Origin of the sequence: Klebsiella sp. CN_Kp073 (genome assembly GCF_040065495.2) — a bacterium.
GTDB lineage: Bacteria > Pseudomonadota > Gammaproteobacteria > Enterobacterales > Enterobacteriaceae > Klebsiella > Klebsiella aerogenes.
Genome location: NZ_CM198051.1, coordinates 595,816 through 614,561, shown reverse-complemented (window position 1 = coordinate 614,561; position 18,746 = coordinate 595,816). Strand labels below are relative to the sequence as shown.

Here is an 18,746-nt window from a genome sequence, read left to right as displayed (position 1 = left end):
ACCTCAGGCCTTAGTTCAATTCAATGGCGAAGTAATCACGCGCATTGTTAAAGCAGATGTTTTTCACCATCTCGCCCAGCAGAGCGATATCCGCAGGCGCTTCGCCAGCAGCCACCCAGCGGCCGATCATCTGGCAGAGAATACGGCGGAAGTACTCGTGGCGAGTGTAGGAGAGGAAGCTGCGGCTGTCGGTCAGCATGCCGACAAAACGGCTCAGCAGGCCAAGCTGCGCCAGCTGGGTCATCTGACGTTCCATGCCGTCTTTCTGATCGTTGAACCACCAGCCGGAACCGAACTGCATCTTGCCCGGCATGCCTTCGCCCTGGAAGTTACCGATCATGGTGCCCAGCACTTCGTTATCGCGTGGGTTCAGGCAGTACAGAATAGTTTTCGGCAGCAGGTTTTCTTCGTTCTGTTTGCTCAGCAGCTTTGACAGTTCTTCGGCCATCGGACGGTCGTTGATGGAATCGAACCCCACATCCGGCCCTAACAGTTTGAACTGACGCAGGTTGTTATTACGCAGCGCGCCGATGTGGTACTGCTGTACCCAGCCGCGGCGCGCGTATTCCGCGCCGAGGAATACCAGCACCGCCGTTTTGAACTGCGCGACTTCATGCTCGCTGAGCGTTTCGCCCGCCAGACGGCGCGCGAGAATGCTATCCAGTTCGTTATCGCTAGCTTCAGCGAACAGCACCACGTCCAGCGCGTGGTCGGAAACTTTACAGCCGTGAGCGGCAAAGTGATCCAGACGCTTAGTCAGCGCGCTTTGCAGGTCGGCGAAGCGGCGAATCTCGGTATCGGAGACTTCGCCAAGCTTGTTCATATAATCGTTAAAAGTGGCCTGCTCGATGTTGAACGCTTTATCCGGACGCCAGCTCGGCAACACTTTGATATCAAAGGTACTGTCTTTGGCGACCGTCGCATGATGCTCCAGTGAATCTATCGGATCGTCGGTCGTCCCCACCATCTTCACATTCATCTGCTTCATGATTCCACGGGCTGAGAAGGATTCCTGAGCCAGCAACTCATTACACTGGTCCCAGATTTCATCCGCCGTGGCTGGCGACAACAACTTACCTGTAATACCAAAAGGACGGCGCAGCTCTAAATGCGTCCAGTGATATAGCGGGTTACCGATGGTATGAGGTACGGTCGCCGCCCAGGCGTCAAATTTCTCGCGATCGGAAGCATCGCCGGTACACAAGCGCTCCGCCACGCCGTTGGTGCGCATCGCGCGCCATTTGTAATGGTCGCCTTTCAGCCAGATGTCATACAGATTTTTAAAACGGTAATTTTCGGCAACCTGCTGCGGCGGAAGGTGGCAGTGGTAGTCGAAAATCGGCTGATCTTTGGCGTAATCGTGGTACAGACGGCGGGCAAACTCGGTATCAAGCAGAAAATCTTCGGTCATAAACGGTGTCATTGTCGTGTCCTCTTCGCCCCATCAAGGAGCCCATCAGATGATTGACTCTAATGCTGACAAAGTTATCACACCAATTTCTACAGGCCGAAGTATTTTTCGTGAGTTAGATCAATAAACGTCGACAAAAAAAGCACCACCAAAGGAGTAAACATCGCTGCAAGCCGCGCCAGCCCTGGCTTTAATTGACGCGATTAATGTCCCTACAAACTTTCCCACTTTTGTGACAGTACTCAACTTTTAAAGTTGTATGACAAGTTATCTTTCTGCCGTCGCAACATATAAACCGACGGAATGCATTACCGATGTGAATGACATCGGATTAAACGGTAGGGATGCCGGTTTCACTTTAACCACTGATGGCAAGGTTCAGTTCACGTCCTGAACCCTCCGTTTCCCCATCCTCCTCCCCTGGCGGGATGAAAGATGGCCGCAGACGCTGCGGAGAGACAACAACGATGAGGTTTTACATGCGTAAAATTAAAGGGTTACGTTGGTATATGATCGCACTGGTGACGCTGGGCACCGTGCTGGGTTACCTGACTCGTAACACCGTAGCGGCGGCTGCGCCGACGCTGATGGAAGAGTTGCACATTTCAACCCAACAATATTCTTATATCATCGCCGCCTACTCCGCTGCATATACCGTTATGCAGCCGGTTGCCGGCTATGTGCTTGATGTGCTCGGCACCAAAATTGGCTACGCCTTCTTTGCTATCGCCTGGGCGGTGTTCTGCGGTTCAACGGCGCTGGCAGGTAGCTGGGGCGGCCTGGCGCTGGCCCGCGGCGCGGTCGGCGCAGCGGAAGCGGCGATGATCCCTGCCGGTCTGAAAGCCAGCTCCGAATGGTTCCCGGCGAAAGAGCGTTCCATCGCTGTCGGCTACTTCAACGTCGGCTCTTCTATCGGCGCGATGATTGCTCCGCCGCTGGTGGTATGGGCGATTGTCATGCATAGCTGGCAGATGGCATTTATTATTTCCGGGGTTCTGAGCTTCGCCTGGGCGATGGCCTGGCTGATTTTCTACAAACACCCGCGCGATCAGAAAAAACTCACCGATGAAGAACGTGACTACATCATCGGCGGCCAGGAATCTCAGCATCAGACCAATAACGCGAAGAAAATGTCGCCGTGGCAGATCCTGCGTAACCGTCAGTTCTGGGGTATTGCGCTGCCGCGCTTCCTCGCAGAACCAGCCTGGGGTACCTTCAACGCCTGGATCCCGCTGTTCATGTTTAAAGTTTACGGCTTTAACCTGAAAGAGATCGCTATGTTCGCCTGGATGCCGATGCTGTTCGCCGACCTCGGCTGCATCGTCGGCGGCTACCTGCCGCCGCTGTTCCAGCGCTGGTTTGGCGTGAATCTTATCGTCTCACGTAAAATGGTCGTGACGATGGGCGCCCTGCTGATGATTGGTCCTGGCATGATTGGCCTGTTCACCAGTCCGTATGTGGCGATTGCGCTGCTGTGCGTCGGCGGTTTTGCTCACCAGGCCTTGTCCGGCGCGCTGATCACTCTCTCTTCCGACGTCTTTGGTCGTAACGAAGTGGCCACCGCCAACGGCCTGACCGGGATGGCGGCGTGGCTGGCCAGCACCATGTTCGCGCTGGTCGTCGGCGCGCTGGCGGATACCATCGGTTTCAGCCCGCTGTTCGCGGTGCTGGCGGTCTTCGACTTACTCGGCGCGCTGGTTATCTGGACGGTACTGAAAAACAAATCGGCCGACGATGACTCGACGCCGCTCAATACCACGAAACCGGTGACGCAAAGCTAGACTGCCAGATGATTTTGCACCGACTAAGCCGCCTTTTTGAGGCGGCTTTTTTTATGCCTTCCAGTGGTGGAAAGCGCGTAAAAGTGGTATAACAAATCGAATATTGTCGCCATCTTCCGGGAGCGAATATGGAAATCAGTGAACCGCGCCGTCTCTATCAGCAGCTTGCCGCTGAGCTAAAGACGCGTATCGAACAAGGCGTCTACCTTGTAGGGGATAAGCTGCCCGCAGAGCGCTTTATCGCCGATGAAAAAAGCGTCAGCCGCACCGTGGTTCGCGAAGCCATCATCATGCTGGAAGTCGAAGGCTATGTTGAAGTCCGCAAAGGCTCCGGCATCCACGTTATTTCCAACCACCCGAAATACCAACAGGTGGTGGATGAATCGCTGGAGTTCGCCAACTATGGTCCGTTTGAATTACTCCAGGCCCGTCAGTTAATTGAGAGCAATATCGCTGAATTCGCCGCGACTCAGGTGACCAAACAGGACATCATGAAGCTAATGGAAATTCAGGAGAAAGCCCGCAACGAGAAGTGCTTCCGCGATTCCGAATGGGACCTGCAGTTCCATGTCCAGGTCGCGCTGGCCACCCAGAACACCGCGCTTGCCGCCATCGTAGAGAAGATGTGGACCCAGCGTGTACATAACCCGTACTGGAAAAAACTACACGATCATATCGACCTGCGCACCGTCGACAACTGGTGCGACGATCATGACCAAATCCTCAAAGCGCTCATTCGTAAAGACCCTCACGCGGCGAAGCTGGCAATGTGGCAGCATCTGGAAAATACCAAGCTGATGCTGTTTAACGAAACCAGCGATGACTTTGAATTCAATGCCGATCGCTATCTGTTTGCCGAAAATCCGGTGGTTCATCTCGATACTGCGGCGAACGGGGCAAAATAACGTATTATCCCTTTCACGGGCAGAACCTCTTTTTCTGCCCGCAGACCCGACAGGGTAAGCAAAGCATATATAGTGTCAGCCTGTGTAAATCCTCTCGCTACTCGCCCCTGCAACCCGCAAAATCAATCAGCAACAAACTGCAATTTCTATGACGTGAAGTCAGCTAGTTTGTTACAATTAGATGCATTTTACCGTTCTGCAGGTAAGTGTTTACTTACTGTTTAATCAAGGACTCGATCAGAACGTATTAACAGCGGCCATACTCTCATAATAATTTAGTCGCTATACCCGATGGCTAATGAATACACCGCGTTCAGACGTACCGTTAACCGATGTACCAGGAATCGTGAATGGAACTACTAACCCAATTACTGAATGCCTTATGGGCCCAGGATTACGAAACGCTGGCTAATCCCTCCATGATTGGCATGCTCTATTTTGTCTTATTTATGATTTTGTTCCTTGAGAATGGTTTGCTGCCAGCGGCGTTTTTACCAGGCGACAGCCTGCTGGTGCTGGTTGGGGTGTTGATCGCCAAAGGGGCGATGGGCTTCCCGGAAACCTTACTGCTGCTGACGGCGGCGGCGAGCCTTGGTTGCTGGGTAAGCTATATCCAGGGCCGATGGCTGGGCAATACGCGGATCGTGCAAAACTGGCTCTCGCATTTACCCTCGCATTATCACCAGCGAGCTCATCACCTGTTCCACAAGCACGGGTTGTCAGCGCTGCTGATTGGCCGCTTTATCGCCTTCGTGCGTACGCTGCTGCCAACAATTGCCGGTATCTCCGGTCTGAATAACGCGCGTTTCCAGTTCTTTAACTGGATGAGCGGCCTGCTGTGGGTGCTGATTCTTACCTCTCTCGGCTATCTGCTGGGTAAAACACCGGTGTTCCTGAAGTATGAAGATCAGCTGATGTCATGTCTGATGCTGCTACCGGTTGCGCTGCTGGTCTTTGGTCTGATCGGCTCCCTGGTTGTACTGTGGAAGAAAAAACACAGTAGTCGGAGCTAAGCATGGTCATCAAACGTCCTTCCTGGCGCCAGATGCGGTGGATGCTGGGCGGCTCACTGCTGCTCTGCGCCGTCGTCTGGCTGTGGCTGACCGTCAGTCAGCATGAATCCACTCTGGCCATCCGTCCCGTCAGCCAGGGCGTCGCCATGCCGGACGGTTTTTCCGTCTGGCATCATCTTGACGCCAACGGCATCCGTTTTAAGAGCATCACGCCGCAAAAAGACGGCCTGCTGATCAAATTCGACTCCAACGCTCAGGGCGCCGCGGCAAAAGAAGTATTGGGCCGAGCTCTGCCTCACGGTTATATTATTGCTCTGGTGGATGAAGAAAATTCGGCCACCGCCTGGTTATCCCGCCTGCGCGATGCTCCGCGCCGTTTTGGATAACGCGTCAAAAATTCCGAATCTTTTCGCACGGTTTGGTGAAGTCCCGCTTTCGTGTCTATTATTAAAACTGCGGGAACCGCCTGGCTCGTATTGTTGACTGGATTGGGTGTATCGTCGATATACCCTCACACAATGGAAGGTAGAATCCATGAATTACCGCATCGCACTATTACTGGCTCTGACCTCACTTAGCGCCAGCGCCTTCGCAGCCTCTCCTTGTCAGGAAAAAGAACAAAGTATCCAACGGGAGATCAGCTATGCCGAAAAACACCATAATCAGCATCGCATTGACGGCCTGAACAAAGCGCTGCAGGAAGTTCGCGCTAACTGCAGCGACAGCAAGGTCAGGGCTGAACATCAGCAGAAAATCGCCAAACAGAAGGCCGAAGTTGCCGAACGTCAGCGCGATCTGAGCGAGGCGAAGCAGAAAGGCGATGCGGACAAAATTAGCAAACGGGAACGTAAACTGGATGAAGCGCAGCAGGAACTGAAAGCGCTTGAGTCACGCGATTATTAATTGGTAAACGCTACAGGAGAACAAGATGGCTAAAGATAACGTTGCAGAAGATCTACGCGCTGAGCTGAAAAATCTGGCTGACACGCTGGAAGAAGTTCTGAACTCCTCCACCGACAAATCGAAAGAAGAGCTCGGCAAACTGCGTAGCAAAGCGGAAAGCGTACTGAAAGACAGCCGTGTGCGTCTCAGCGACACCAGCGATGCCATCGTCAAGCAGACGCGTGAAACCGCCGCTCGCGCCGATGAGTACGTTCGCGAAAATCCATGGACCGGAGTGGGCATTGGCGCAGCCGTCGGGCTGGTTGTCGGCGTACTGCTGTCGCGCCGTTAATTATGGCAAACTCTCAACACACGCAGGGCCCGGGACAGAGCGTATTCGGCATCGGCCAGCGGATTATCACGCTGCTGGTCGAAATGGTGGAAACGCGCTTGCGCCTGGTCGTCGTGGAGCTGGAAGAGGAGAAAGCGAACCTCTTCCAGCTGTTGCTGATGCTCGGGCTAACGCTGTTATTCGCCGCTTTTGGGCTGATGAGCTTGCTGGTGCTGATCATCTGGGCCGTCGATCCACAGTACCGCCTGCATGTGATGATCGCGACCACCAGCGTCCTGCTGCTCGCCTCGCTGATAGGGGGAATCTGGACCCTCAGGAAAGCTCGCCGTTCAACGTTTTTACGCCATACCCGCGACGAGCTGGCGAACGATCGCGCGCTGCTTGAGGACGATCGTCGATGAGCGGCCAACAGGAACGCGACCAGCGAAAAGCGCTGCTGCTACGCCAAATCCAGCAACAGCGGCTGGATTTGGCCGCCAGCCATCGTCACTGGCTGGAAGCCACCTCACCTATCGATCGCGGCTGGCAAACGCTGAAACATCTGCGTTCATGGGCGATGGTCGGCAGCGGGGTAATGGCTATCTGGTCGGTGCGCCATCCGCGCTTTTTAATCCGCTGGGGCAAACGCGGCCTCGGCATCTGGAGCACCTGGCGGATGGTCAAAGGGATCCTGCGCCAGTCAGCATCGCGTTAATTACGCGCTCAGTGCGCCAGCGCGCTGAGCTCTTGCTCGCTTACCGGTGGTTTTACTGACCAGCGCGCTATCAACGCCGTTATGAAGCATCGCGAGGGCTATTTTACGCGTCGCCTGACGTTCGCCTTCTTCTCTACCTTCTTCACGCCCCTGTTTTCTTCCCTTTGTGCGCCCCCGCTCTTCAAACCATTCTGCTAATGTCATCAGTTGCTCCTTATGTTCAGGCATTCCCTGCGCCAGTTGACGAAAAAATCTGCCAGGGCTGGTCAAATGGCCGGAACGGGCAAGGATAAGATGCCTCTGGTGATAAAACAATCAATAGCCACGCACGCTGCGAGGCGCCTCGGAAAATATTTTCGCCGATCGCACCAATTGCTCAGAAAGTTTGAAAAAGAACTACAGTTTTCCTTGCTAACAATCCCCTCTCAAGCTCGCTAATATCCTCTCCATCGACAGCAAGCCCGCGTAACCACGCAGGATTGCACTAAAAAACGAAATCGCCGCCCTTTGGGTTTTCTGGAGTAAGAAATGAAAAAATTAGAAGATGTTGGTGTTCTGGTAGCGCGTATTCTGATGCCGATTCTGTTCATTACCGCTGGTTGGGGAAAAATCACCGGGTATGCAGGTACGCAGCAGTATATGGAAGCGATGGGTGTTCCGGGAGCGCTGCTGCCGCTGACTATTCTGCTTGAGTTTGGCGGCGGTCTGGCGATTCTGTTCGGTTTCCTGACTCGCACTACCGCGCTGTTCACCGCAGGCTTCACCCTGCTGACCGCGTTCCTGTTCCACAGCAACTTTGCTGAAGGCGTGAACTCGCTGATGTTCATGAAAAACCTGACCATCGCTGGTGGTTATCTGCTGCTGGCCGTGACGGGTCCGGGCGCATTCAGCATCGACCGCGTGCTGAATAAAAAGTGGTAAGCGCACTATACTAAGTAAAAATCTAAAAAAGCGAGGGGCTATCTCCTCGCTTTTGCTATCTGAAGGAGGAAGTAATGGGACAATTAGTCGACGGCGTCTGGCAAGATACCTGGTATGACACCAAATCCACCGGAGGACGGTTCAAGCGTTCCGTTTCAGCCTTCCGCAACTGGCTCACCGCCGATGGCGCGCCGGGTCCCGCGGGCGAAGGCGGCTTCGCCGCAGAGAAAGACCGCTATCACCTGTACGTTTCACTGGCCTGCCCGTGGGCGCATCGCACCCTGATTTTGCGCAAGCTGAAAGGATTAGAGCCCTTTATATCCGTCTCGGTTGTTCATCCGCTGATGCTGGAAAACGGCTGGACCTTCGCCGCCGATTTCCCGGATGCTACCGGCGACCAGCTCTATCATCATCAGTTCCTCTATCAACTTTATCTGCAGGCCGATCCGCATTACACCGGCCGGGTGACCGTTCCGGTGCTGTGGGATAAAAAACAACAGACCATCGTCAGCAATGAGTCGGCTGAAATTATCCGCATGTTCAATACCGCGTTTGATGGCCTGGGCGCGCGCGCAGGCGACTATTATCCGCCGGCGTTGCGGGACAAAATCGACGATCTGAATAGCTGGATCTACGACAACGTTAACAACGGGGTGTATAAAGCCGGTTTCGCCACCAGCCAGCAGGCCTATGATGAAGCCGTCGACGCGCTGTTTACCTCGCTCGAACGTCTTGAGCAGATCCTCGGTCAGCACCGCTATCTGACCGGAAACCAGTTAACGGAAGCGGATATCCGCCTGTGGACAACGCTGGTTCGTTTTGACCCGGTGTATGTCACCCACTTTAAATGCGATAAGCGCCGCATCAGCGACTATCTCAACCTGTACGGTTTCCTGCGCGATATCTACCAGATGCCGGGGATTGCGGAAACGGTGAATTTCCCGCATATCCGCAATCACTATTATCGCAGCCACAAAACCATCAACCCGACGGGGATCATCTCCGTTGGTCCGCAGCAGGATCTCAACGAGCCGCACGGGCGGGATCGCTTTTCCCGCTGATCGATAAGGCGCCTACGGGCGCCTTTTATTCAGATTACGGATATTTACCAGTTTGATATTCATGCCTATGATTATTTTGATCGCTTTGAAAACAAGTGATTAATGATTAACTAAGGCGTGAGAAAATGGACTGGTATCTAAAAGTATTACGAAACTATATTGGCTTTGGCGGTCGCGCCCGGCGCAAAGAGTACTGGATGTTTATTCTGGTCAACATCATTCTCACCGCAGTGCTCAGCATCATCGATAAGATGCTCGGCTGGCAACGTGCAGGGGGTGAAGGCATCCTGACGACCATTTACGGCGTGCTGGTTTTTTTACCCTGGTGGGCGGTGCAGTTTCGTCGCCTGCATGACACCGATCGCTCGGCGTGGTGGCTACTGCTGCTGCTGATCCCGGTCATCGGCTGGCTGGTGATTTTGATTTTCAATTGCCAGAACGGCACGCCCGGCAATAATCGCTTTGGGCCAAATCCAAAACCCTACTCCTACTGATTTACGCGCTCCTCGGGCCGAGGAGCGCATCTTCCCGTTATCTGCCGGCAAACAGTTTCGGGATCTCCCGAAGACACCAGGATTTGGCTTCGCCCATGCTGTCGCGGCGCCAGGCCATAATAATATCAATTTCGTTGGTGTATTCAGGACTCACAACCCGCAGGCGCCCTTCAGCAATATCTTTCTCAACCAACGGATACGGCATGGTCGCCACGCCAAGTCCCGCCAGCAGCGCCTGGCGTTTATCTTCAATAGTGCTGACAGTTAGGCGCGGCTGCTTATCCAGCAGTTGCACCGTCAGTACCGGACGCTCTCGTGCGGTATCCGCCACCGCGACGCCGCGATATTTCACTCGAGTCACCTCGGAAAGCGGTTCTGGCTCCTGATGAATCGGGTGATCCGGCGCGGCAACGTAAACGCTTAACACCGAATAGAGCTTACGCGAGTTAATTTCTGACGATGAACGAAAATGCATATCCGGCGCGACGACAATATCAGCACGCCCCTGCTCCAGCCTTTCCCAGGCGCCGGCCAGCACTTCGGTAATAATCGACAGCTGGGTATTAGATTTGGTCGCCAGCTTCTCAATCAGCGGAAACAGATCGGTGGTCGGAACCAAGGCTTCGGTAACAATGGTCAGGTGAGTTTCCCAGCCGCGCGACAGCGCTTCGGCGTCGGTGGTCAGCTTGTCCGCCGCTTCCAGCAGCACGCGCCCGCGTTCCAGCAGCATGCGGCCAACGTTCGTAAATTTTGTGCGATGGCCGGAACGGTCAAACAGCACCACATCCAGTTCTTCTTCCAGTTTTTGCATGGTGTAGCTTAGGGCCGAAGGCACGCGACCCAGCTCGTCAGCCGCAGCGGCAAAGCTCCCGCGTCGGTCTATCGCATCCATTACGCGTAACGCTTCCAGCGTTAATGCTCTCTCTTTCGCCATTTCGCTCTCATTCAGGAATTTTGAACATACCGGGCAGAATATCTGGCTAACAATACAGCGTCCATACCTTTACCATTGATTTAGTGTAAAGAGAGGTCAAGAAAATGATTACAACCCGAACAGCCAAACAATGCGGTCAAGCAGACTTCGGCTGGCTGCAGGCCCGCTACACCTTTTCCTTTGGCCACTACTTCGACCCTAAATTGCTGGGTTACGCCTCGCTGCGCGTACTCAATCAAGAAGTGCTGGCGCCAGGCGCGTCATTTCAGCCGCGTACCTACCCAAAGGTCGATATCCTGAATCTGATTCTGGAAGGTGAAGCGGAATACCGCGATAGCGACGGCAACCACGTACAGGCAAAGGCTGGCGAAGCTCTGCTGCTCTCCACTCAACCGGGGGTCAGCTACAGCGAGCATAATCTCAGTAAAGAGCAGTCATTGACGCGCATGCAGCTGTGGCTGGATGCCTGCCCTGAGCGCGAAAACCCGCTGGTACAGAAAATGACGGTTGGCGATTCGCCGATTCAGCTATTAGCCTCTCCGGACGGCAGCGGCGACAGCTTACAGCTGCGCCAGCAGGTGTGGATCCATCATCTGCAGCTGGCAAAGGGCGAAAAGATCAACGTTCAACTGCACGGGCCGCGCGCCTATCTGCAGTCGATTCACGGTACGGTACATGCCGTGGCAAAAAAGGAAGAGAAACAGGCATTAACCTGCGGTGATGGCGCTTTTATTCGTGACGAAGCTAACATTACCCTCGTCGCCGATACGCCGCTGCGCGCTTTGCTGATAGATTTACCGGTGTAACAAGGAAGCCGGGAGTTTGTGAGTGAGCAAGAAGAAGAGCAAAAAAGCGAAACCGTTAGACCTGCCAGTTACTCCGGAAGCCATGAGCCCAATCGGCTTTGGCTATGAAGAGATGCTGAGTGAACTGGAAGCCATCGTGGAAGATGCGCAAACGCGGTTGCAGGACGAAGATAACGCCGCCTGAAGAAATCGGCCCCATAACGGGGCCGACTTTATTACTCGCTCAGCGCCTGAGAGAGATCTTTTTTCACCTGAGTACGCTGTTCCGGCGTCAGTACCTGATTAACACCGAAATAGTACTTCACACGATAATAGCGCACCTGCTGCTCAACCTTGCTGAAAGCCGCAAGCTGATCTTTCACCGCTTTTTCATTCCATTTCCCGGAATCGATCACGTCAAATAACACGCCATCTTTAATATCTTTCTGCGAAACCTGTTGGACGTTCTTTTCCATTTCCTGATGCAGGCTCTTAATTTTAGCGACCTGATCCTGGCTCAATTTTAAATGCTGAACGATAGGATCCTGAGCCGGCGCCGGCGCGGCGGCAACCTCAGCGGCCTGTGCCGCCATGGAGAATCCTGCGGCTGCAGCCGTCATTAATACCATCCGAGAAAGTTTGTTCATTTTGTTATCCTGAATAAGTACGTAGTGATAAGACGCCCTATTATTCCCTGAACAATAATGACGATGTGTAAAAAAGCATGTTCACCAGTGTAAATATCCAGGCAATATATTCACCAAACCAATCGCATAAAACATAAAATTCATTATATCTATTAAATTCGCACTAAATCCGGTGATGTTAAATTAATATCCATGCGCGGCGCGGCCAGCATAATGTTATTTTCATCGAGCGCATTTTTGATATTTTCCAGAAAATCAAAATAGGTATCCCAATACTCCGCATTTTTCACCCATACGCGAATGGTAAAATTAAGCGAGCCGGGAGCCAACTCGATCAGGCGAACCGTGGTACCGCGAGAGTGATCGATGCGCTTTTCATCATCGATGAGCGTCTGGATCACCTGTTTAACGTGCGATATCTGGCTATGACATGCTACCCCAAGCGTGAGATCGATGCGGCGATAGGGATGGCGGGAATAGTTAACGATGCTATCGGCTATAATTTTACCGTTCGGGATAATGACTTCTTTATTATCTACAGTCAGCAACGTCGTAGAAAAAACATGTACCGATTGTACCAGCCCGGCTACCGCCCCCACCTGCACAAAGTTACCCGCACGGAAGGGACGTAACGTCACCAGCAATACGCCTGCGGCAAAATTTGACAGCGAGCCCTGCAGCGCCAGGCCAATGGCCAGACCTGCCGCGCCAAGGACGGCGATAATGGATGAGGTTTCAATCCCTACCCGGCCTAACGCGGCGATAATCGCAAAAGCCATGGTGATATAGCGCACCAACGCGGCGAAGAAGTGGACGATTGTCGCATCTACGTTGCGTCGCAGCAGAATTTTCTCGAGAGTTTTGCCGAGTAGTTTCGAAATCAGCTTACCAACAAACAAAATGATCAGCGCTGCCGCGATATTCCACGCAAACTGCATAATTGTATCGCCATGGCCGACAAGCCAGGCGAGCGCCGCTTTAATTTGGGGGAATAAAACTACATTTTTCACGACAACCGCTCCTGTCAGGATAACACGTAAAACCTGCTATCCATTAAGCTGAATGAAGACCGCTGCAAATGAGGGATTGAGATTAATGGATAGAAGATACAATTTCGAAGCGTGACAGTATCAATGCGCGCGGCCTGCAATGCAGCCAGAAAGCTGTTTAAAAATGGACAGTCATTCATCTTTGTTCCACCCTCCGGATAGCAAAAACCCCGCCGGAGCGGGGTTTTTACATTAAAGAGGTGAAACTGACCGATAAGCCGCTTTCTTTCTGGTATAGCGTAGTGGACAGTCATTCATCTTTGTTCCACCTTCCGGATAGCAAAAACCCCGCCGGAGCGGGGTTTTTACATTAAAGAAGTGAAACTGACCGATAAGCCGCTTTCTTTCTGGTATAGCATCGTGGACAGTCATTCATCTTTGTTCCATCTTCCGGATAGCATAAACCCCGCCGGAGCGGGTTTTTTACGTTAAAGAGGTGAAACTGACCGATAAGCCGCTTTCTTTCTGGTATAGCGTCGTGGACAGTCATTCATCTTTGTTCCAACCTCCAGATAGCAAAAACCCCGCCGGAGCGGGGTTTTTACATTGAAGAGGTGAAACTGACCGATAAGCCGGGTTCTGTCGTGGACAGTCATTCATCTAGGCCAGCAATCGCTCACTGGCTCAAGCAGCCTACCCGGGTTCAGTACGGGCCGTACCTTATGAACCCCTATTTGGCCTTGCTCCGGGTGGAGTTTACCATGCCGCGGACTGTTACCAGCCGCGCGGTGCGCTCTTACCGCACCCTTTCACCCTTACCTGATCCCGCTTGCGCGGGCCATCGGCGGTTTGCTCTCTGTTGCACTGGTCGTGGGCTGTGACACCCCCCAGGCGTTACCTGGCACCTTGCCCTATGGAGCCCGGACTTTCCTCCCCTCCGCCCGTCTCCCCCTAAGAGGACGACGACGAAGCGGCGACTGTCTGGTCAGCTTCGGCGCGAAGTATAGAGGGTTCGCGCGCCTTTGTCACCCCGCACAGCGCATTCCGCTCGCAAGCGTCGCGGCAATCATGACTTTCACCCTTCCCTCACCGGCAGAAAGGCTTTGTTTATCAGAGCCAGGGACGAAAAAATGTTCATGGTGATGTAGCCTGACGGCGCTGCGAAAAGTAAACATAACAGGGCGCAGGCACACGCCCATCTTGTTAGCGAGTCACTTCCACTTTCGCCAGTTTTTCGTAGTAACACGCCAGAGCGCTATGGTCCGCGGTACCCAGACCATCCGCGCGCAGCGCCTGCATCATCTCCATTACCGCCGCCGTCAGCGGTAGCTGGGCGCCGACGCCGTGAGATGTATCCAGCGCATTGGCCAGATCTTTGATATGCAGATCGATGCGGAAACCCGGCTTGAAGTTGCGATCCATAACCATCGGCGCTTTAGCATCAAGCACGGTGCTGCCCGCCAGGCCGCCGCGAATCGCCTGATACACCAGGTCCGGGTTAACGCCGGCTTTGGTGGCCAGGGTTAACGCCTCCGACATGGCCGCGATGTTCAGAGCCACAATCACCTGGTTGGCCAATTTGGTGACGTTACCTGCGCCAATATCGCCGGTATGAACCACGGATCCCGCCATCGCTTTCATCAGGTCGTAGTATTTATCGAAAATCGCCTTGTCACCGCCAACCATCACCGACAGGGTACCGTCGATCGCTTTAGGTTCGCCGCCGCTTACCGGCGCATCCAGCATATCGATGCCTTTGGCCTTCAGCGCTTCGCTAATTTCACGGCTCGCCAGCGGCGCGATAGAGCTCATATCGATCACCACGGTGCCCGGTTTCGCACCTTCGATAATGCCGTTTTCCCCCAACGCAACGTCTTTTACGTGCGGAGAGTTTGGCAGCATGGTGATAATTACATCGCACTGCTCAGCAATGGCTTTCGCTGTGCTCGCGGTTTCTGCACCCGCGGCAATCACATCAGCAATGGCTTCAGGGTTACGGTCGGATACCACCAGCGAATAACCCGCCTTCAGCAAATTTTTGCTCATCGGCTTGCCCATGATGCCAAGACCAATAAAACCCACTTTGATAGTCATAATCTTCTCTCTTAATCCTGGTGATTATTTTTTAAAAGAATCAGCAAGTTTCTGGGTTGCTGAACGGAAGACGCCTAAATCGCTACCGACGGCGACGAAGGTCGCGCCCCACTCCAGATAGCGACGCGCATCGGCTTCTACCGGTGCAAGAATGCCGCTCGGCTTACCGTGTTTCTTCGCGCTGGAGAAAATATGCTGGATAGCACGCTGAACCTCTGGATGGGCGGCATTGCCCAGATGGCCCAACGCCGCGGCAAGATCGCTCGGACCGACGAACAGGCCATCAACGCCATCGGTCGCAGCGATCGCGTCGACGTTGTCCACTCCGGTTTGACTCTCAATCTGCACCAGAATGGCGATGTTGTTATTAGACTGAGTGAAGTAGTCCGCTACGGTGCCGAACATATTGCCGCGATGAGAAACGGAGACCCCGCGGATCCCTTGCGGCGGATAGCGGGTTGATGCCACCGCCTGAGTCGCCTGTTCAGCGGTTTCGACAAACGGCACCAGGAAGTTGTAGAAACCGATGTCCAGCATACGCTTGATGATAATCGGTTCGTTGGTCGGCACGCGCACGACCGGCGCGCTGTGGCTGCCCTTTAGCGCCATTAATTGCGGGATAAGCGTGGTCACATCATTGGGCGCATGCTCCGCGTCGAGCACCAGCCAATCGAAACCAGCAAGCCCTAATACCTCGGTGCTAATCGGATTCGCCAGGGCGCACCAGCAGCCGATTTGTACCTGGTGGGCCGCCAACGCGGCTTTGAATTTGTTCGGGAAAATTGCGTTATCCATGATTTTTACCTTGGGTTAATCGTTGCTTACTGCTGTCATTCAATCCGTTTAATATCGTCAATCACAAATATAAACAGCAGAATTAAAAAGCGAACCGCTACCTATTTTCTCTTATCCAGGATCATTTAGATATTTTTCTGACACCGAATGTCCTTTATTATTTTTTAAGCGAGCTATTTATTCGCATATCGAACACCGCAAAACATGGCTCAGTATAATCATCCCACCGTTGCCAGACACTATGCACAATCACAATATAAACGCCTCAATAATCATTTTCGTTATGCAAATGCCAGAGAACGTGGGCGCTAATCCACACTTCTCAGGATTACCCATCTATGTGCAACGGTCGTCGCGGCAAGGAGTGACGTAGATCACAACCTAACGCTATAACTCCTGACATTCTTTATTTCATCATTTTGTTAAGCAGTAATTTAATTAACGATTTATTTTATTATTAGCACCGGTTTGGAGATCACTGGACAATGGCTGACATTGAAATTCGACAACAGTCACCGACGGCGTTTTATATAAAAGTACACCCTACCGATAATGTGGCGATTATTGTTAACGATCGCGGTTTAACCGCCGGAACGCGTTTTCCGGATGGCCTGACCCTCGTTGAACATATCCCGCAAGGCCATAAAGTCGCCCTTGTCGATATCCCTGCCCATGGTGAAATCATCCGCTACGGCGAAGTGATTGGCTTCGCCGTTCGCGATATACCAAAGGGAAGCTGGATTGATGAGTCGCTGGTCGAACTGCCAACCGCGCCGCCTCTCAATACCTTACCGCTGGCGACTAAAGTCCCCACACCGCTGCCTCCGCTGGAAGGATACACCTTTGAAGGCTATCGCAATGCCGATGGCAGCGTGGGCACCAAAAATTTGCTGGGGATCAGCACCAGTGTGCACTGCGTCGCCGGCGTGGTGGATTATGTGGTCAAGATCATTGAACGCGACCTGCTGCCAAAATATCCCAACGTCGACGGCGTAGTGGGATTAAACCACCTCTACGGCTGCGGCGTGGCGATTAACGCCCCGGCGGCCATCGTGCCGATTCGCACCATCCACAATATCGCGCTGAACCCTAACTTTGGCGGCGAGGTAATGGTGATTGGCCTTGGCTGTGAAAAGCTGCAGCCGGAACGTCTGCTGCAGGGCACCGAAGACGTGCAGCCGATCGCCGTCGATAGCGCAAGCGTAGTGCGTTTGCAGGATGAACAGCATGTCGGTTTTAAATCGATGGTCGATGATATCCTGCAGGTTGCCGAGCGCCACCTGGCGAAGCTGAACGCCCGCCAACGTGAGACCTGCCCGGCTTCGGAATTAGTGGTCGGTATGCAGTGCGGCGGCAGTGACGCCTTCTCCGGCGTGACCGCCAACCCGGCGGTGGGCTATGCGTCCGACCTGCTGGTGCGCTGCGGCGCGACGGTGATGTTCTCGGAAGTCACCGAAGTGCGCGATGCTATCCATCTGTTAACCCCGCGCGCCATCAACGAAGAAGTTGGTAAACGACTGCTGGAAGAGATGGCCTGGTACGATAACTATCTGGAGCTGGGAAAAACCGACCGCAGCGCCAATCCGTCGCCGGGTAATAAGAAAGGCGGTCTGGCGAACGTGGTGGAAAAAGCGCTGGGTTCGATTGCCAAATCTGGCAAAAGCGCCATCGTCGAAGTCCTTTCACCGGGTCAGCGCCCGACGAAACGCGGGCTTATCTATGCCGCGACGCCGGCCAGCGATTTTGTCTGCGGCACTCAACAGGTGGCTTCCGGCATTACCGTTCAGGTGTTCACCACCGGGCGCGGCACCCCTTACGGCCTGATGGCGGTGCCGGTGATTAAAATGGCGACCCGTACCGAGCTTGCCAACCGCTGGTACGACTTAATGGATATCAATGCCGGTACCATCGCGACCGGCGAAGAGACGATTGAGGAAGTCGGGCAGAAGCTGTTTGAGTTCATTCTGGACGTCGCCAGCGGGCGTAAGAAAACCTTCTCCGATCAATGGGGTCTGCATAACCAGCTGGCGGTGTTTAACCCGGCGCCGGTGACGTGATCCCGAACAGAGCGCGTATCACCAGCCGGGTTATACAGAATATCCCGGCTGGGAAGAGAGTTATGATTTGACCAGGATAACTTCAATCCCACCCTTACGTAGCTCCTCGAGACTCTCTTGCGGGATCGCATCATCGACAATAATGGTATCAATACGCTGCGTATCGATAATCTTATGCAAACTGGAGCGATTGAATTTACTGGAATCCGTCACAACGATAATGCGCTCTGCGACCTCGCACATTTTACGGTTCAGGCGGGCTTCGTCCTCATTATGGGTGCTGATCCCGCGCTCCAGATCCATCGCATCCACCCCCAGAAAAAGCATATCAAAGTGGTAATTCTGCAGGGATTGCTCAGCCTGATCGCCATAAAAAGACTGCGACTGGCGGCGTAGATGCCCTCCCGTCATCAGTAACTCCACCCCTTCTGCTTCTAACAACGCGTTGGCGACATTTATTCCATTGGTCATCGCGATGACATCCTGATGTTGTCTTAGCTGACGAGCGATTTCACAGGTAGTCGTGCCCGAGTCGAGAATAATACGGTGCCCCGGTTTTATCATTTCAACGGCGGCGCTGGCGATTTGGCGTTTGATGGCTGTATTCAGCGCGCTTTTGTCTTCCACTGACGGTTCGATGCCAGGTGTATGGCTATCGCAAATCAGCGCGCCGCCATAAGCTCGCACCGCAATACCCTGCTTTTCCAGAAACGCCAGATCGTTGCGTATTGTGACCGTCGATACACCATACGCCTCCGCCAGGTCATTAACCTGAACGCTTCCCTGCTGTCGCAACCGCTGGATGATCTGCTCACGCCTTTCACTTGTCCCGGAAATGCGCTTTTCGGCAGATGACTCGCTGCTGTTCATAACTATATCCTTGGTTGAATCTTTCGTTTCATTTCGTTTTGACTATTAACGCCTTTCTTTT

The 18,746-nt window shown here is 53.5% G+C and carries 21 protein-coding genes, 1 other RNA gene and 1 pseudogene; 14 read left to right on the top strand and 9 right to left on the bottom strand.

Annotation, left to right across the window (positions count from 1 at the left end):
* Positions 1-10 precede the first annotated feature (10 nt).
* Positions 11-1,423, bottom strand: coding sequence for a glucuronate isomerase (uxaC, locus tag ABLV66_RS03080; protein WP_045394905.1), 1,413 nt, complete (start codon positions 1,421-1,423; stop codon positions 11-13).
* Positions 1,424-1,890: 467 nt separating this feature from the next.
* On the opposite strand from uxaC, the gene ABLV66_RS03075 reads away from it, so the two are divergent.
* The 8 genes from ABLV66_RS03075 to ABLV66_RS03040 all read left to right on the top strand — a co-directional run bounded on the left by ABLV66_RS03075 (position 1,891) and on the right by ABLV66_RS03040 (position 7,038).
* On the top strand, positions 1,891-3,192 hold the full coding sequence (locus ABLV66_RS03075; RefSeq protein WP_045394906.1) for an MFS transporter: 1,302 nt from the start codon (positions 1,891-1,893) through the stop codon (positions 3,190-3,192).
* A 128-nt stretch (positions 3,193-3,320) separates the two neighbouring features.
* A complete protein-coding gene (gene exuR, locus ABLV66_RS03070) occupies positions 3,321-4,097 on the top strand; it encodes a transcriptional regulator ExuR (protein WP_015369577.1) in 777 nt (258 codons plus the stop codon).
* Positions 4,098-4,447: 350 nt separating this feature from the next.
* Positions 4,448-5,110, top strand: coding sequence for a DedA family general envelope maintenance protein YqjA (gene yqjA / locus ABLV66_RS03065; protein ID WP_015369576.1), 663 nt, complete (start codon positions 4,448-4,450; stop codon positions 5,108-5,110).
* An 8-nt stretch (positions 5,111-5,118) separates the two neighbouring features.
* Positions 5,119-5,496, top strand: coding sequence for an EnvZ/OmpR regulon moderator MzrA (gene mzrA, locus ABLV66_RS03060; protein ID WP_162184075.1), 378 nt, complete (start codon positions 5,119-5,121; stop codon positions 5,494-5,496).
* Between the two features lie 148 nt (positions 5,497-5,644).
* Entirely contained in the window at positions 5,645-6,013 is a 369-nt protein-coding gene (locus ABLV66_RS03055) for a DUF1090 domain-containing protein (RefSeq protein ID WP_047044796.1), read from the top strand.
* 25 nt (positions 6,014-6,038) lie between these two features.
* Positions 6,039-6,344, top strand: a complete 306-nt coding sequence (locus ABLV66_RS03050; protein WP_015369573.1) for an ElaB/YgaM/YqjD family protein — start codon at positions 6,039-6,041, stop codon at positions 6,342-6,344.
* 2 nt (positions 6,345-6,346) lie between these two features.
* Complete coding sequence (locus tag ABLV66_RS03045) at positions 6,347-6,745, top strand: phage holin family protein (RefSeq protein ID WP_015369572.1); 399 nt, start codon at positions 6,347-6,349, stop codon at positions 6,743-6,745.
* A complete protein-coding gene (locus ABLV66_RS03040; RefSeq protein WP_015703570.1) occupies positions 6,742-7,038 on the top strand; it encodes a YqjK-like family protein in 297 nt (98 codons plus the stop codon). The genes ABLV66_RS03045 and ABLV66_RS03040 overlap by 4 nt, the downstream gene beginning before the upstream one ends.
* On the opposite strand, the gene ABLV66_RS03035 is transcribed toward ABLV66_RS03040, so the two are convergent.
* Complete coding sequence (locus tag ABLV66_RS03035) at positions 7,039-7,242, bottom strand: Rpn/YhgA-type helix-turn-helix domain-containing protein (protein ID WP_047044794.1); 204 nt, start codon at positions 7,240-7,242, stop codon at positions 7,039-7,041.
* Between the two features lie 324 nt (positions 7,243-7,566).
* Here ABLV66_RS03035 and ABLV66_RS03030 point away from each other — a divergent pair, with 324 nt between their 5' ends.
* The 3 genes from ABLV66_RS03030 (at position 7,567) to ABLV66_RS03020 (ending at position 9,514) form a co-directional block, all read left to right on the top strand.
* Positions 7,567-7,959, top strand: coding sequence for a DoxX family protein (locus ABLV66_RS03030; RefSeq protein ID WP_015703571.1), 393 nt, complete (start codon positions 7,567-7,569; stop codon positions 7,957-7,959).
* Between the two features lie 74 nt (positions 7,960-8,033).
* Complete coding sequence (locus tag ABLV66_RS03025) at positions 8,034-9,020, top strand: glutathione S-transferase family protein (RefSeq protein ID WP_045394910.1); 987 nt, start codon at positions 8,034-8,036, stop codon at positions 9,018-9,020.
* 125 nt (positions 9,021-9,145) lie between these two features.
* Positions 9,146-9,514, top strand: a complete 369-nt coding sequence (locus tag ABLV66_RS03020; RefSeq protein WP_015369567.1) for a DUF805 domain-containing protein — start codon at positions 9,146-9,148, stop codon at positions 9,512-9,514.
* Between the two features lie 37 nt (positions 9,515-9,551).
* Here ABLV66_RS03020 and ABLV66_RS03015 read toward each other — a convergent pair whose 3' ends face one another.
* A complete protein-coding gene (locus tag ABLV66_RS03015; RefSeq protein ID WP_045377888.1) occupies positions 9,552-10,448 on the bottom strand; it encodes a LysR family transcriptional regulator in 897 nt (298 codons plus the stop codon).
* 104 nt (positions 10,449-10,552) lie between these two features.
* On the opposite strand from ABLV66_RS03015, the gene ABLV66_RS03010 reads away from it, so the two are divergent.
* Both ABLV66_RS03010 and ABLV66_RS03005 read left to right on the top strand, forming a co-directional pair.
* Positions 10,553-11,254: a pirin family protein gene (locus tag ABLV66_RS03010; RefSeq protein ID WP_348876250.1), complete on the top strand. Its 702-nt coding sequence runs from the start codon at positions 10,553-10,555 to the stop codon at positions 11,252-11,254.
* Between the two features lie 22 nt (positions 11,255-11,276).
* Complete coding sequence (locus ABLV66_RS03005) at positions 11,277-11,438, top strand: protein YhaL (protein WP_072251530.1); 162 nt, start codon at positions 11,277-11,279, stop codon at positions 11,436-11,438.
* Positions 11,439-11,469: 31 nt separating this feature from the next.
* On the opposite strand, the gene ABLV66_RS03000 is transcribed toward ABLV66_RS03005, so the two are convergent.
* From ABLV66_RS03000 to garL, 5 genes and pseudogenes are all read right to left on the bottom strand, one after another.
* A complete protein-coding gene (locus ABLV66_RS03000) occupies positions 11,470-11,880 on the bottom strand; it encodes a Spy/CpxP family protein refolding chaperone (protein ID WP_045394911.1) in 411 nt (136 codons plus the stop codon).
* A gap of 152 nt (positions 11,881-12,032) precedes the next feature.
* A complete protein-coding gene (locus ABLV66_RS02995) occupies positions 12,033-12,890 on the bottom strand; it encodes a mechanosensitive ion channel domain-containing protein (protein ID WP_047044790.1) in 858 nt (285 codons plus the stop codon).
* Positions 12,891-13,481: 591 nt separating this feature from the next.
* Positions 13,482-13,862: RNase P RNA component class A (gene rnpB / locus ABLV66_RS02990), an RNA gene on the bottom strand.
* Between the two features lie 210 nt (positions 13,863-14,072).
* Positions 14,073-14,963, bottom strand: a complete 891-nt coding sequence (gene garR, locus ABLV66_RS02985) for a 2-hydroxy-3-oxopropionate reductase (RefSeq protein ID WP_045394913.1) — start codon at positions 14,961-14,963, stop codon at positions 14,073-14,075.
* Positions 14,863-15,758 (bottom strand): annotated as a pseudogene (garL, locus tag ABLV66_RS02980) (2-dehydro-3-deoxyglucarate aldolase). The gene garR and the pseudogene garL overlap by 101 nt, the downstream one beginning before the upstream one ends.
* A 485-nt stretch (positions 15,759-16,243) precedes the next feature.
* Between garL and garD the strand changes: the two are divergent.
* Positions 16,244-17,815 carry a galactarate dehydratase gene (garD, locus tag ABLV66_RS02975; RefSeq protein WP_047044783.1) on the top strand — a complete coding sequence of 524 codons (1,572 nt, stop codon included), beginning with the start codon at positions 16,244-16,246 and terminating at the stop codon, positions 17,813-17,815.
* 60 nt (positions 17,816-17,875) lie between these two features.
* Here garD and ABLV66_RS02970 read toward each other — a convergent pair whose 3' ends face one another.
* Positions 17,876-18,685 carry a DeoR family transcriptional regulator gene (locus ABLV66_RS02970; protein ID WP_348876251.1) on the bottom strand — a complete coding sequence of 270 codons (810 nt, stop codon included), beginning with the start codon at positions 18,683-18,685 and terminating at the stop codon, positions 17,876-17,878.
* Between the last annotated feature and the right edge of the window lie 61 nt (positions 18,686-18,746).